Annotated in this window: 11 protein-coding genes; 2 read left to right on the plus strand and 9 right to left on the minus strand. The window is 75.1% G+C overall.

Features of this window, described 5'->3' with window-relative positions:
- Positions 1-114 precede the first annotated feature (114 nt).
- Positions 115-906 carry a putative protein N(5)-glutamine methyltransferase gene (locus ACWCYO_RS19500; protein ID WP_449784886.1) on the plus strand — a complete coding sequence of 264 codons (792 nt, stop codon included), beginning with the start codon at positions 115-117 and terminating at the stop codon, positions 904-906.
- Positions 907-1,024: 118 nt separating this feature from the next.
- On the opposite strand, the gene ACWCYO_RS19505 is transcribed toward ACWCYO_RS19500, so the two are convergent.
- Complete coding sequence (locus ACWCYO_RS19505; protein ID WP_449784887.1) at positions 1,025-1,453, minus strand: PPOX class F420-dependent oxidoreductase; 429 nt, start codon at positions 1,451-1,453, stop codon at positions 1,025-1,027.
- A gap of 245 nt (positions 1,454-1,698) precedes the next feature.
- Positions 1,699-3,096, minus strand: coding sequence for a pyridoxal phosphate-dependent decarboxylase family protein (locus tag ACWCYO_RS19510; RefSeq protein WP_449784888.1), 1,398 nt, complete (start codon positions 3,094-3,096; stop codon positions 1,699-1,701).
- Between the two features lie 152 nt (positions 3,097-3,248).
- On the opposite strand from ACWCYO_RS19510, the gene ACWCYO_RS19515 reads away from it, so the two are divergent.
- A complete protein-coding gene (locus tag ACWCYO_RS19515) occupies positions 3,249-3,455 on the plus strand; it encodes a hypothetical protein (RefSeq protein ID WP_449784889.1) in 207 nt (68 codons plus the stop codon).
- Positions 3,456-3,773: 318 nt separating this feature from the next.
- On the opposite strand, the gene ACWCYO_RS19520 is transcribed toward ACWCYO_RS19515, so the two are convergent.
- From ACWCYO_RS19520 to ACWCYO_RS19550, 7 genes are all read right to left on the minus strand, one after another.
- A complete protein-coding gene (locus tag ACWCYO_RS19520) occupies positions 3,774-5,756 on the minus strand; it encodes a HEAT repeat domain-containing protein (RefSeq protein ID WP_449784890.1) in 1,983 nt (660 codons plus the stop codon).
- 11 nt (positions 5,757-5,767) lie between these two features.
- A complete protein-coding gene (locus tag ACWCYO_RS19525) occupies positions 5,768-7,045 on the minus strand; it encodes an MFS transporter (RefSeq protein ID WP_449784891.1) in 1,278 nt (425 codons plus the stop codon).
- Positions 7,046-7,077: 32 nt separating this feature from the next.
- Positions 7,078-7,671, minus strand: a complete 594-nt coding sequence (locus ACWCYO_RS19530) for an ArsR/SmtB family transcription factor (protein ID WP_449784892.1) — start codon at positions 7,669-7,671, stop codon at positions 7,078-7,080.
- A 126-nt stretch (positions 7,672-7,797) separates the two neighbouring features.
- Positions 7,798-10,641 carry a poly(A) polymerase gene (locus tag ACWCYO_RS19535; RefSeq protein ID WP_449784893.1) on the minus strand — a complete coding sequence of 948 codons (2,844 nt, stop codon included), beginning with the start codon at positions 10,639-10,641 and terminating at the stop codon, positions 7,798-7,800.
- Positions 10,641-12,425, minus strand: coding sequence for an RNA ligase family protein (locus ACWCYO_RS19540; protein ID WP_270140705.1), 1,785 nt, complete (start codon positions 12,423-12,425; stop codon positions 10,641-10,643). The genes ACWCYO_RS19535 and ACWCYO_RS19540 overlap by 1 nt, the downstream gene beginning before the upstream one ends.
- A gap of 183 nt (positions 12,426-12,608) precedes the next feature.
- A complete protein-coding gene (locus ACWCYO_RS19545; protein ID WP_449784894.1) occupies positions 12,609-13,964 on the minus strand; it encodes a M1 family metallopeptidase in 1,356 nt (451 codons plus the stop codon).
- 133 nt (positions 13,965-14,097) lie between these two features.
- Positions 14,098-14,490 (minus strand): cupin domain-containing protein, encoded by a 393-nt coding sequence (locus ACWCYO_RS19550; RefSeq protein WP_270140703.1) that lies wholly within the window; start codon positions 14,488-14,490, stop codon positions 14,098-14,100.
- Positions 14,491-14,511 lie beyond the last annotated feature (21 nt).

Genomic DNA, 14,511 nt, shown 5'->3' on the forward strand with positions numbered 1-14,511 from the left:
CGGCCGTGCGGGCGCACCGCGCGCGTAGCGCGGGCGCACCGACGCGGCGTCGGCCCTGGCGGGAGCCCTGACGGAAGTCCTCCGTTCTCCTCCCGTCCTCCCCAAGGGGTCCCCTTGCGCGTCTTCACCTCCGCTGCTCTCCGTTCCTCGGTCGTCTCCCGACTGCGCGCCGCCGGTTGCGTGTTCGCCGAGGACGAGGCACGGATCCTGCTCAGCACCGCCGCCACCACCGCCGAACTGGCCGCCATGGTCCGGGCCCGCGCCCAGGGCCGCCCGCTCGAACACGTCGTCGGCTGGGCCGAGTTCGCCGGTCTGCGGATCGCCGTCGACCCCGGCGTGTTCGTCCCGCGTCGGCGCAGCGAGTTCCTGGCCGCCGAGGCCGCCCGACTCGCCGGCCCCGGTGCGCTGGTGGTCGACCTGTGCTGCGGCAGCGGTGCGCTCGGCGCCGCCGTCGCGGCGACAGCCGGCCACCCGATCGAGCTGTACGCCGCCGACGTCGACCCGGTGGCCGTCCGCTGCGCCCGCCGGAACCTGGCCGGAACGGGCGCGCTGCTCTTCGAGGGCGACCTGTTCGCCGCCCTGCCCGAAGCGCTGCGCGGCCGGGTGGAGGTGCTGATCGCCAACGTCCCGTACGTACCGACCGGCGACCTCGAGCTGCTGCCGCCCGAGGCCCGGCTGCACGAGGCGCGGCCCGCGCTGGACGGCGGGGCGGACGGGCTGGACGTGTTGCGCCGGGTGGCCGCGGCGGCGCCGCGGTGGCTGGTGGCCGGCGGGGCGCTGCTGTTCGAGACCAGCGAGCGGCAGGCGGCCGGCGCGCTGGCGGTGGCGCGGGCGGCGGGTCTGGCGGCGGCGGTGAGCCGCGAGGAGGAGCTGGACGCCACGGTGGTCACGGCGATCCTGGGCTGACCTGCGAAGGGGTCCTACGAGGGTTTCCGTGAGGATTTCCGTGAGGGTTTCCGCGAAGTGCCTGACGCGGCGCCCGCGTCCGGCCACCGGACCCCCGTGCCGGTGGCCGGACGGCCGGTCAGATCCTGGCGCCGTACACGTGGTCGACCGGAATGGTGAGCAGCACCCGGCGGTCGGCGACCATCGTCTCGCGGTACTCCGTCCAGTCCGGGTGCTCCCCGGCGGCCCGGCGGTAGTAGTCCACCAGCGCCTCGACCTCGGGCCCGTTCGGGTCGGTACCCGGACCGGTGAGGGTGGCGACGCCCTCGGCGGTGGCCCAGGACCGCCCGTCCGGCCCGGTCACCTCCAGGCTGACCCGCGGGTCCCGGCGCAGGTTCGCGGTCTTCGCCCGCCCCTCCGTGGTGGAGATCAGGATGACGTTCGCCTCGCGGTCGTAGAACGGCATGATCGGGGAGAGCTGGGGACGTCCGTCCGCCTTGATGGTGGCGAGGACGCCGAGGCGGCTCTGCGCGAGCAGGGCGTACGGGTCGTGAGCAGTGGCGGTCATGGAGCAATCATCGGGCTTCACACCGGTGTGAAGGTCAAGTCCCGACGGGCGTGTTGCACCTGTTGGCCCCGAAAGGCGGGAATCCGCGGAACCGCCGGTGGCGGCCGCCGTCCGGGGCTGGCGAGCCTGTCGGATTCGGCGGGCGGCGTGTACGGGGACGGGCGCATCCGTGAGCGGTCGCGGACGGCACGGGTCGGGCGGTCACCGGCCCGGACCGGCCGGTGACCGCCCGAACCTCCTGCGCGTCAGGCGGTCTCGAGCTTGTGGACGGCCCCGGCGAGCGCCTCGGCCGTCCGTCGCACATCCGCCTCCGTGGTGCGCCAGTTGCTGAACGCGGCGCGCAGGGCGGGCCGGCCGGCGTAGCGGGTGGGAGTGAGGAAGGCCTCGTCGGAGAGCTCGGTGGCGAGGGCGGCGAGGCGCTCGGGGGTCGGGTCCTCGGCGAGGGTGAAGCAGACCACGTTGAGGCGGACCGGGGCGAGCAGTCGCAGGCCGTCGATGGTGCCGATCGCCTCGCCGAGCGCGTGGGCGCCGGCGATGCAGCGCTCCACGATCTCCCGGTGGCCGGCCCGGCCGTAGGCGCGCAGGGTGAACCAGGCGGCCAGGGCGCGCAGGCGGTGCGAGTTCTCCGGGGTGAGGTGCACCAGGTCGGGGTGGTCGCCGATCGGGCCGAGGTAGGCGGCGGCGTTCTGGAAGACCCGGGCCTGGAGGTCGCGACGGCGGGTGAACTGCACGGCGCTGTCGTAGGGCACGTTGAGCCACTTGTGCAGGTCGACGCAGACCGAGTCGGCCAGGTCCAGTCCGGCCACCAGCTCGGCGTGCTCCGGCGAGAGGGCCGCGAAGGCGCCGAAGGCGGCGTCGACGTGCAGCCAGAAGCCGTACCGCTCCCGCAGCTCGGCGATCGCGCGCAGGTCGTCGAAGTCGACGGTGTTCACGGTGCCCGCGTTGGCGACCACGACGCACGGGCCGTCGGCCTCGGCGAGCGCCCGCTCCAGCGCGGCCACGTCCACGGCCTCCCGGCCGGGCAGGGCGGGGACGGTCGTCAGTGCCGTACGGCCGAGGCCCAGCACGGACAGCGCCTTGGACACGCTCGAGTGCGCACTGCCCGACAGCACCCGCACCCGGCCCAGAGCGGCCACCCCGTCCTCGGCCACGTCCACCCCGAGCCGCTCGCCCAGCCACTCCCGGGCGATCGCCAGGCCGACCGTGTTGGACATGGTGGCGCCGCTGACGAGGGTGCCGCTGTGCGCGGCGGAGAGCCCGAAGAGCTCGCGCAGCCAGCCGATGGTCTCCCGTTCCAGGTGCTGACCGGCCGGGTCGAGGGAGGAGTTGGAGTTCTGGTCGGCGGTCGCGGTCAGCCAGTCGCCCACCAGCGCGGCCGGGGTGGCCCCGCCCGTCACGAATCCGAAGTAGCGCGGCCCGGCACTGGCCGACAGCCTCGGCTCCCAGCGCTCGGCGAACTCCGCCAGGGCCGCCCGCAGACCCCCGCCCTCCTCGTGCAACGCCCCCGCCGGCGTCGGCCGGTCCGCCTGCGGCGGGATCACCGGCCGCTCGTCGAGTCCGGCGAGGAAACCGACCGCCCGCTGCCGGGCCTCCTCCAGGAGGGCGGGCAACTGCTCGAGGTCGGCGGCGAGGTCGGGGTGCATGGCGGTTCTCCGTTGATCGATGGTCAGGCCGAGGGTAGTGCGGGACGCGGATCGTGTCGCAGGCCAATTCGCAGCCGGTGGCCTGGGCGGATCTCCGGCGGCCGCTGAGACGTGCTGAGGCGGTCGTCGCGGGGGAGGACCGTGGCGCGGACGTGCCGGACGTGCGGGACGTACCGGATGTAGCGGATGTAGCGGACGAGCGGGCGGCGGACGTCCTGCTCGCCTGGGAGCGGTTGAGCGCCCGCTGCGGGCGGGCCCAGGCGTACTGGTACGGCGCGCAGAACGACGGCTCGGCGGTCCTGGCCGCCGAACGGGGTGTGGTCGTACCGCGGTTCGGCGTGTTCCGGGTGAGGAGGTGAGCCACCTGGAGCTGGGTGCGTCACTGGCCTACGAGCAGCGGCGGCGTGGCCGAGTCGGGGCTGCCCGCGCTGGCGGCGGGGCGGGTGGACTCCGAGGAACAGGCGGACGAGTGGGAGTGGGAGCTGCTCGAGCTGGCCCCGGGCTGGCGGGTGAGTTGAGCCTCGACCCCAGGTCGATCGGGCCGACGACACCGGTGCGCGGGACGGGCGTGCTGGCGCTCACGGAGGCCGGCCGGAGGCTGGGGGCGTAGCCGTGGCGAGCGGTGCGGGAGAGTTCGCTGGATGGCCACATGACCGCGCGGACCGGACAGCTGACGGTCAGTGGGCTGGTCCACGGTGCGCGGGGGCGAGCAGGTCGGTGATGGCGGCGCGGACGGTGTCGTCCTCGACGAAGGCGGGCCAGCCGGTGGAGGTGGTGAGGCGTTCGTCGCGGGGGAGGGCCTCGGCGAGGACGGTGACGGCGGGGTGGGCGGCCGGGCCGATGCGGGCGAGGTGGCGGACGGCGGCGAGCATTGCCGGGAGGTAGCTGCCCTGGAGGAGGGGGCGGCAGACGGCGAGCAGGGCCGGGACGGTGGTGTCGGCGTCGCCGGTGGCGGACCACAGGGCGTGGGCGGCCTCGACGCTGGTCCAGTGGTCGGGGTCGGCCGTCAGTTCGCGCAGGCGGTCCGCGTACGGGGCGGCGTACGGGCCGAGGTCGGCGAGGCGGCGCAGGGCCGGGGCCGGGAACCGGCCCTCGGTGGCGGCCGGGCCCAGGAGGGCGAGGGCGGGGCCGGGCTCGCCGCCTACCCGGTAGGCGGACCAGGCGGCCAGAGCGGCGTCGCGCCCGCCGGCGGCGGCGCGGGAGCGCAGGGCGTCGTGCGCCGCGTTGCCGGCGGGGCCGATGCCCGCCAGCGCGGTCGCGGCGTGCGTCCAGGTGGACTCGCCGTCGAGCAGGGCGAGCAGGTCCGGCAGCGCGGCCTCCGCGACCGGGCCCCAGGCGGCGAGCACCTCGCAGAGGGAGCGGACCAGCAGCGGGTGGTCGGCGCGCAGCCGGACGCCGATCGCGGGGACGAGCTCCTCGGCGTGCTCCCGCAGTGGGATCAGCCGTTCGTGGAGGGCGGGGAGATGGGGCCAGTGCGAGTTGCCGAGCCGGGAGTGGCGGCTGGAGGAGCTGTCGAAGCCGAGCCGGGGGCCGGTGAGCCGGTCGACGAGGGCGGGAACGCAGCGCGGGTCGCCCATCCGGGCGAGCGCCCACACGGCCGCGTCGGCGACGGTTCCGTAGCTCCGGAACGTCCCGGGGTCGTCCAGGAGTTCGGCCACCGCGTCGCGGTGGTCCGCCGCGGCTGGGCCGAGGCAGGCCAGCAACTCGGCGGCGCGGTAGCGCACTTCGGGCACCGGGTCGGCCAGCCGGGCGGCGATGTCCGGCAGTAGCAGGGGTGTTGGCGAGCGCCGGTGGGAGAGCAGCGCGCCGGCCACGGACAGCGCGCTGGCGCGCTGCTCCGGGTCGGGGTGGTCGGCCAGCAGCCCGAGGGCGTACGAGGGCGACGGGCCCGGGTAGAAGTCGGCCGTCCAGGACTGCATTCCGAAGACCCCGCAGCCTGCCGCGCTGGTCTGCCGCCACAGCTCCACGCTCGGGTCGCGGAGCGCCTCCAGGACGACGTCGAGGTGCCGGGGCGCGAGTCCGGGGTCGGTCGGGGCGAGGGCGTGGACGGCGGCCAGCCGGAGCTGGGGCTCGGGGTCGTCCAGCAGTCCGTGCAGGAGGGCGAGGGTCTCGGCGCCCCGGTGACCGGTCGGCTGCTGTCCTGCGGCGTGTCCGAGCGCGAGGACGAGGTCGAGTCGGGTGCCCGGGTCCTGTTCGGCGTCCCAGCACGTGAGCAGGGCCGGCAGGGTGAGCTCTCCCGGGCTGGCGCACCGGCCGAGGGTGTCCGCGACGACGCGGCGGATCGCGGGGTCCGGATCGGCGAGCAGCCGCAGGAGCTCGGGCAGTGCGCGCTCCCAGGCCGGGCCCCAGGCCCGGTCGACCCGTTCCTCCGCGACGAGCGCGGCCGTGTCGCAGAGGTTCGTCAGCAGCTCCAGGACGTCCAGCCGGATCGGACTCTCCGGTCGGGCGGCCAGTTCGACCAGGTACGGGAGCGCGGCGGGGGCGGCGGAGCAGATCCAGCCGCCCTGGTGGAAGACCGCGGCGTCCAGTCTTCCGACGGCTTCGGCGGCGTCCTGCCGGTCCGGCCCGGCACAGCGGCGCAGCAGGCCGGGTACGTCCCGCGCAGAGCCGTGGTTGTGGCGCAGCGCCGCCCAGTCGATCGCGTCCAGTTCCTCCCCCATGGTGCGGGACTCTACCGTCGGGGCAGTTCGGCCCGCCGGACCGTCGGGGAGGCGAGGGCGTAGGCGGCGCCGAGGCAGGAGAGGCCGCCGCAGCCGAGGAACACCGGGGCGGCGCCCCAGGCGCCGATGGCGGCGCCGACCAGCGGGTAGCTGAGCGGGGCGAGGCCGACCGTGGTGAGCATCACGACGGAGGTGGCCCGGCCGAGGTAGGCGGGGTCGGCGGTGGTCTGGATGAGGGCGCCGTCCAGGCTGCCGAAGACACCAGCGCTCAGTCCGACGAACGCGGCCAGCACGGCGGCCGACCACAGGGCGGGGACCACGCCCATGGCACCCGCGCCGAGGCTGCCGAGCAGCAGGGTGGTGGCCATGGTGAGGCCGGCCCGGGGCAGCCAGCCGGCGACGGCGAGCAGGGCGGCGCTGGCGGCGGCGCCCGCGCCGAAGCAGGCGACGATCAGGCCGAGGCCGGACGGGCCCCAGCCGCGTTCGGCGTTGAGGAGCACCATGCCGACGTTGAGGGTGCCGGTGAGGCCGAGTTCGCAGATGGCACCGACCAGGACCAGCGGGCCGAGCAGGCGGTGGCGGCGGAGGTAGCGCAGGCCGTCGAGCAACTCGGCGCGGGCGGTGCCGGGTCCGTCGGGCGTGGCCTGGTTATCGGGCATGGTCTGGTCGTCGGGCGAATCCAGGGGCCGGATCCGGACGGACAGCAGCAGGGGCAGCGACAGGGCGAACAGTCCGCCCGCGACGGTGAAGGCGACGGCCGGACCGCCGAGGCCCATGGCCAGGCCGCCGATCGGCGGGCCGGCGATCTGGCTGAGGCGCATCGCGAGGGAGCGCAGGCCGGTGACGCGGGCGAGCTGGTCGGGGCTGGTGATCCGGGGCGGGAGGGCGCCGACGGCGGGGACGAACAGGGCGTCCACGGCGCCGAAGACCAGGGCGACCGCGACCAGCAGCCATAAGGCGGGCGTGGTCAGGGCGACGGCGGCGGCGACGGAGAGGATGAGCAGGCAGCGCAGGGTGTCGCTGCCGAGGATCACCCGGCGGGGGTCGAGGCGGTCGGCGACCACCCCGCCGCCGAGCATCAGCACCGCCCGGGGCAGCGCACCCGCGGCCATCACCAGGCCGACCTCGGTGGGGCCGGCGGTCTTCTGAACGGACCAGCCGAGGGCGAGGAAGTAGACGGTGTCGCCGACCAGGGAGGCGGTGTAGGCGGTGAGCCAGCGCAGGACGTTGGCGTCGCGGTGCGCGGGGACGGCGGGGCGTAAGGAGGTGGTCGTCTCCAATGTGGCCATGGGGCGGGGCTCCTGTGGGTCGGCGGGATGCGTCAGGGGCGGAACGGGAAGCCGTACAGGTGGACGGACACGTGCTCGCGGTTCTCGGTCTGGCCGGCCGTCTTGGCCGCCTTGCCGCGCTTCCGCCAGCGGCGGCCCACGGCCTGCAACTCATCGTTCAGTTCGGCGAGTTCGGCAGGCGTGAGGTCGAGCAGCCACTCGGAGGTGAAGGCCGCGTCGGTCCACTCCGGGCCCCAGGTGGCGCCCTGGTCCAGGTAGGTGCGGTACTGGGCGGCGCGGCTGTCGACCAGGCCGCGGGTGACCGCGCCGACCGCGGCCGCGCCCTCGGGTGTACCGGCGAGGTCCGACTCGCGGAAGCCCCAGCCCTCCTCGGAGGAGACCTGCCACCACCGCTCCCGCCCGTCGGTGCTCTGTGCGGTCGCCTCGGTGACGAAACCGAGCTCGGCGAGCTTGCGCAGGTGGTAGCTGATCAGGGACGGTGCCTGGTCGACCTGTTCGGCGAGCTGGGAGGCGGTGGCGGTACCGGCCGCGTAGAGCAGGCGGTAGAGCTGCATGCGCAGGGGGTTGGTGAACGCCTTGAGGCGGGAGAGGTCGGTGATCCGCTCTGGCCGGGGGGTTTCGGGCATGCCTCCACGGTAGGTTCGAAGGGAAAGTTGCGCAATGAAAACTGCGCAATAAAATTTTCGGATCTAGCGGATGATGAGGTGTCAACTGTCGTGCCGCAGGACTCGCAACACGGTTTGGAGGCGCTGTCAGCGGGTGAGGGTCGGGACGGCGCCGCACTCGGCGTAGTTGACGTGGACGTCGGGCAGCCCGCGGGACCAGCTGGTGGCGATGGGGGTGAGCTGGGCGCGGGGGAGTGGGGCGGGGCCGAGGCCTATCGGGAAGTGGATCCGGCCGTCGCCGGTCCGGTAGGGGTGGGGCCAGGCGTGGAGGTGGGTGGCGCCGGCTTCCTCCAGGGCGGTGAGCAGGGAGCGCAGGCGGCCGCGGACGGGGCCGGCGGACTGCTGGTCGGCGCTGATGACGGCCCAGGCGGCGTGCCGCCGGTGCAGCGGGGGCTGGGTGAGCAGGGCGGGCCAGGGGTCGGGGCTCGCGGTGGTGAGTTCCCAGGCGCGGTAGAGCTCCTCGGTGAGCAGGTCGCGGGTGTCCGGGCCGACCTGGGAGGTGCAGCTGCGGACGGGTGCGGAGGGGGTGAGGACGGTCAGCGGGGCGGGGCTTCGGTCGGTGAACTCGCTGAACCCGGTGAACTCGGCCGTGAACTCTGGATCGAGGGCGACGGGTTGGCGCCAGTCCCAGGAGGCCCAGGTTTCGGTGAAGCGCTGGAACAGGTCGTCGTCCTCGTCGGCGTCGGACGCGTCGAGGACGGTCCGGGCGGCGAGCACCGACCAGGCCAGCGAGGGCAGTTGGCCGAACGGTGCGCCGTCCAGGCCGCGTGCCCGGGCCCAGGCCTTGACCTGTCGGGCCAGTCGGACGAAGCGGGCGTGCCGGTTCCCGAGTGCCGACAGGATCGCCTCGGCGTCCGTCACGGCGCTCAGCGCGATCGCCGCAGCCTCGCCCGACTCGGCCCGCTGGGGCACCGCTTGGGCCGGATCGAGCGCGCCGGTGAACACCACCACCAGGTCGACGGTCAGCCCGTCCGCCTCCAGCCGCAGCCCCGGCACCCGGGCGCCGCGCACCTCGCGGACCCGCCGGGCCTGCGGTACGGCTTCCGCCACCCGGGCCAGCACCCCGGGCAGGTCGGCCGGGCCGGGCAGGGCGGCCACCAGGTCCAGGTCGCCGCCGTCCAGCTGACAGCCCAGCCGCCGCGAGCCGACCGTGTGGACGACGCCCTCCGGCAGTGCGGAGGCGATCCGCCGGGCCAACTCGACGGCAGCGGCGGTGCGTTCGGGCGACTCGGGACGCAGCGACAGCACCGGTTCCGCCGACACCGCCCGCACCTCGCCCGTCCCCAGCGTGACCACCGCGCGCGGGTGCATCGGCTCGTCACCCCGCCGGGAGAGCACCACCAGCTCGCCCACCCGGGCGTCCATCCCGCTCAGCCGGGCCGTGCAGTCGGCGGCCACCCGCTGCGGGTCGGCGCTGCGCCCGAGGCTCAGGTGCGGGGTGTAGCCCGCGGCGCGGCCCCGGCAGCGGGGGAAGCGGCGTTCGAGGGCGTGCCGCAGCGCCGCCCAGGGCTCGGGCGCGGCGGCGGCCGGGTCGAGCCAGATGGTGGCGTCCTCGCGGTGGCCGAAGGTGTGCACGCCGTCCAGCCGGGCGGTGAACGGGGCGACCTCGGCGGCGGCCGTGCCGAGCAGCGGCAGCGCGCGGTCGAACTCGGACTCCGGGACGAAGCCGAAGAGCAGGTTGACGTGCGGGGGCCAGCGGCGCAGCTGCGGGTCGTAGGCGGCGCGCAACTGCTGGATCGGGGGCCACAGTTCCTCGGGCGGCAGCCAGGCGACGGCGGTCCGGGGGGTGGGTGCGGTGTCGAGCGTCTCCGGGGAGGAGGCCTCGCCGAGGGCGAGGTCGACGGCCACGCCGTAGTGGTCGGAGGGGTGCAGGCCGTCGGGGCCGGGCCGGTCGCCGAGCAGGGCGGCTCCGGTGACGCGGGCGCGCTCGCAGCGGTGCAGGACGCGGTCGAGTCGGCCGGGCCGGCCGGTGAGTGAGGAGACGGCGGCGAGCGGGTTGACGGTCGGGTCGAAGGTGGGGGTGTCGTCGGCCGGGCCGTGCACCTGGGTCCAGGCGTCCCGCAGGCCGAGGGCGGCGGCGGGGCCGGCCGGGCCGGAGCGGGCGTCGTTGAAGTCCCCGAGCAGCAGCAGTTCGCCCTCGACGGCGGCCAATCCCTCGGCCAGAAGGGCGAGTTCGGCCTGGCGGCGGGCGGGGCCGTCGGTCGAGTGGTCGCTGCTCAGGTGGACGGCGGCGACGGTCAGCGGTCCGTCGGAGGCCTGGACGGTGACGGCGGTGACGGCCTTGTGCGGGCCGAGCACCTGGCGTCCGGCCTCGAGCACGGGGAGGCGGCTGAGCAGCAGCAGGCCGTACTCGGCGACGTCGCCGCCGGACGGGTCACCGCCGAGGGTGTAGCCGTCGCGGACCCAGGGGGCGGCGAGCAGCTGGGCGAGCAGGGCCGGCTCCACCTCCTGGAGTGCGATGACGTCGGCGTCGGCGGCCTCCAGCTCGGTGAGCAGCAGCGGTCGGCGGCGGGCGGTGGCGATCCGTTCGGCGTCGTAGCGGTCCCACAGGGTGTTCCAGGTGACCACGCGCAGGGAGTCCGGGCCCGTCGTGCCGGTGCGGGCCTCGTACGGCTGCCAGCCGCCGTCCGGCCGCCAGGCGTACGGGGTGGCGGCGGTGAAGAAGGGCGAGGGCAGGTGGCGCGGCGCGGTGCGGCGCCCGGCCTCGGTGGTGTCCAGGACGTCCACGCCGGTGGTGCGGTCCCACACCACGACGCCGTCGGCCTCGACCCAGCGGACCCGGTGCCAGGGGACCTCGCCGGAGGCGGCGAAGGCCTCCAGCGGGACGCGCTTGGTGCGGTCGTCGCGCTGGCGCACGCCCAGGGTGAACCGGGCCGGGTCGAAGCGGGCGTCCCAGCGGATGCGCTGGCAGACCTGTTCGATGGGGCGCATCAGTCCTCCTCGGAGTCGAGCGTGCCCGCCGTGTCCTCCACCGTGCCACCCGGGCCGACGTACCAGGTGCGGTGCGCCTGGCCGGGGTGGGGCGGGCGGTAGCGGTGCAGTTGGGCGGCGAGCACCTCGGGCGGCACCGGGTGCGGGCGGACGGTGTTGCGGCGCAGCAGTTCCCGCTCGTCGACCAGCAGCACCACCTGGGTGACCAGGGCGTCGCGGCGCCGGGCCACGGCGTGGACGTGGGAGCGCTGCTCGCGGTTGAGCGAGGTGGCGTCCCAGACCACGGTGGCGGCCGGGTCGGCGAGGGCGGCGTCCAGCCGGGCCAGCGCGGTGCGCAGCACCTCGGGGTTGTTGCGCTGGTCGGTGCGCGAGCCGCGGGCGGCGCGCAGGTCGTCCAGGCTGATCCGGGCGCGCACGCCGGGCAGCGCGGCGGCGAAGGTGCTCTTGCCGCTGCCGGACGGGCCGCTCAGGTGCACCAGCCGGGGGAAGCGGGCGTCGCGCCAGCGCCAGGTGGCGGCGACCGCCTCCTCGACGGTGGTGATCCGGCCGAGCGCGTACGCCTCGCGGGCCTGCGCCCAGCAGCGGTCGGCGCTGTCGGGGTCGAGGTCGGCCAGGGCCTCGCGCAGGCCGCTGCGCAGCCAGGCCAGCGGGTCGGCGTCGAGCAGCCCGGCGTCCTCGGCGTGCAGGGCGGACCAGGCGACCTGTTCGCGTTCGGCGGGGCCGGGGGCGGCGGTCGCGGCCACCGCGTGCAGCACGCCGAGGTCGGCGGCAGCGGCGAGCCGGACCAGGCCGGCGCGGCGGTCCTCGTCCGGGTACGGCTGGTGGAGGCCGGGGTGGAGTGCGACCAGGTCGGCGACCCGGCGGGCCAGCGGCAGGCCGAGCCGGGCGGCCAGGCGCGGCGCGAGCTGGGGTGCGGACTGGGGTGCCGACTGGGGCGTGAGTTGGGGGGCGGGCTGGGGCGCGAGCGGCTTCCGGTGGGTGGTGCGCAGGGCGGTGGCGAGCACGCCGGCCAACCGGGCGTCGCCGGTGCGGCCGAGCTCGTCCAGCCGCGCCGACACGTCCGCCAACTCCTCGGTCGGGCAGTCGAGTTCGGGCATGCTCAAGGCCTCGGCCAGCAGCGGGAGTTCCGGCAGTTGGCCCGAACGCACGTCCCACAGTGCGGCGTTCGGGCCGAGACCGTTCTCCACCACGGCCGCGTGCATCCAGTGGGTGTCGGTGCGGACGTGTTGCGGGCGGACCCACTTGGCGATCCGTTCGCCGAACTCGGCCCGGGGGAAGCCGCGGACCGTCCGGACGACGTAGCCCTCCTGCCGCTCCAAGTCCAACCGCAGGGCGCGCAGCGCCCGTTCGTCGTAGTGGCCGCGCCACAGCACCCGGGGGGTCGGGATGCCGAGGCGGCGCAGGAAGCGGACGGTGTCGTCCCAGTCCAGGCAGCGGTCCCGGTCCGTCCAGACCGAGAAGCCGTGGAACCAGCTGTCGAGGTCGGTGTACGCGATGGAATGCCGGGCGAACAGGTTCTCGCCGCAGATCCGCCAGCCGGCCGGGATCCGGGGGCCGATCCGGCTCTGCAGGCCCTTCACCCAGGCCCGGGAGGGATGGTGGGCGGAGTCCAGCGAGCGGGCGTGCAGGCCGTCGGCGTAGAGCGTGGTGTTCTCGCCGTCCAGCTTCTCGGTGACGACGACCTCCGCCCCGGCCAGGCCGGAGAGGTCCCCGGTTCGTACGTCGTCCGCCGCAGCCCCCGGTGACCAGGGGAGATGCGGCGTCCGGGGGTAGTGCACACGCATGTCCGGCTCCCTGAACGTCCTTGATCCGGCGGACACTGTAGGAGCGGGCGGGAGGGGCGGGCCACCGAATATCTGACCACTGTTCGTCGGACCGTGTCCGTCCCCGTCGGACCGTGCTCGTCCCCGTCGGGCCACGTCGGGCCACGTTGGGCCACGTCGGGCCCCGTCGGACTCCTGGGCGACTCAGTCGATGCGGTGCTCGCGCCAGAAGGGGGTGAGGTCGACGGAGGTCGCGGCCTGGGCGGCGGCCTTGAACTCGGCGGTGGTGGAGACGCCGTACCAGTGCGCGCGGGCGTAGTCGCGCAGCAGGGAAGCCATCGTGTCCGCGCCGATCAGGCGGCGCAGTTCGTGCAGGGCGCAGGAGCCGCGGTCGTAGACGACCGGCACGTAGCGGTCCGGGTGGGTGTCCCAGTAGCTCATCGGGTTGGTGAGGCGTTCGTCCGCGGACTGCCAGGGCGTCCGGGCGGTGCAGCCCTCGCCGGTGTCTCCCATGGCGACGGCCATGGCGTACTCGGCGAAGGACTCGTCCAGCCACGGCGCGCGGTACTGGTCGTCGCCGACGATGCCGTACCACCACTGGTGCGCCAGCTCGTGGATCACGGCGGAGGGCCGGATCCGGTCCAGGACGAAGCCCGGGTACTCCATACCGGCGAAGTCGAAGCGGTTGTCGAGCACCGTGGCGAGGTCCCCGTACGGGTAGGGCCCGTAGCGGGCGGCGTGGTCATCGATGGTCCGCAGGGACAGGTCCAGCATCGCCCGGGCGTCCGCGGGGGTGATGTCGGCGACCGAGTAGACGGCGATCCGGACGCCGCCCGCGGACCGGCCCTCGATGCGGTTGAACGGCCCGGCGGCCCAGGCGAATTCACGGACCTTGCGGGCGCCGATCCGGGTGATCGTACGGCCCGGCTCGCCTGGGGTGTCCACGGCGGTGCCGGTGGCGGGGACCAGCAGGTCGGTCGGGTGGTCGAGGGTGACGGCGAAGTCGGAGCTGAGGCCGAAGAAGGACTCGCCGAGCTCGCTGTACGGGTCGAGGTGCCAGCCCGTCCCGTCGCGGACGGCGAGGACGGGCAGGGCGTTGCCGACGAAGCTGAAGGCGCCGTCGCGGCCGAAGCGGTCGATGCCGTCCGGGACGTCGACGGTGAGGTCGAACTCGACGGTGTCGGAGGCGCCTTGGGGCAGCGGGCGGGGCAGGGGGACGCGCAGGGCGGTGCAGCCGACCTCGTAGTGGTCCGGGACGTCGTCGGCGCCCTGGGCACCACCCAGGCCGGTCACCCGGACGGACGGGTGCGCGCAGCCGCCGCGGAAGTTGTCCCAGAGCCGCAGGTACACCTCGTGGAGCGGCTCGGGCGAGGTGTTGCCGAAGGTGATCCGCTCGTGGCCGCGCCAGTGCGCACCGGTGGCGTCGCTGCGCAGCTCGACGGTGTAGGCGGGCGTGCCGGGGGTGCGCGTCGGGTCGGCGGCAGCGGCGCGACCGGGCGGGGCGGCGGCCACCGTCAGGAGGACGGCGAGGGCAGTGAACAGGGGGTGGAGGCGTCGCACGCCGTGACAACGCCCCAACCACCCCGGGGACACGCAGCAGCTCCTCCGCCGGAGTGATCAGCCGCACCCTTCCGGCGCCGAAGGCCTCCTGGCGGACACCGGGGCGGCGGCTTCCACCGCCTGCGTGTCGACCTCAGTCGAGCGGGTGCCCGGTGGTCGCGTCCACGTGGTCGGGGATCTCGTCGTGGCGGTCGCCCACGGTCGGCGTCCCGGTCGGCTCGAACATCAGGATCGCGGCGCCGGACGGCGCGTACGGCTTGTGCTCCGTACCCGCGGGGACGGTGAAGACCGCCCCCTGGGGCAGCAGGACCGTGCGCTCGCCCCCGGGCTCGCGCAAGGAGATGTGCAGCTCCCCGTCGAGCACCAGGAAGAACTCGTCGGTGTCGTCGTGGGCGTGCCAGACGTGCTCGCCCTGGACCTTGGCGATCCGGACGTCGTAGTCGTTGACGCGCGTGACGATGCGGGGGCTCCACAGCGCATCGAAGGAGGCCAGAGCCTGGTGCAGGGGGATGGGGTGGTTGGTCATGGGCTCATCCTGTGTCGTTTC

The sequence above is a fragment of the Kitasatospora sp. NPDC001683 genome, from assembly GCF_053596495.1.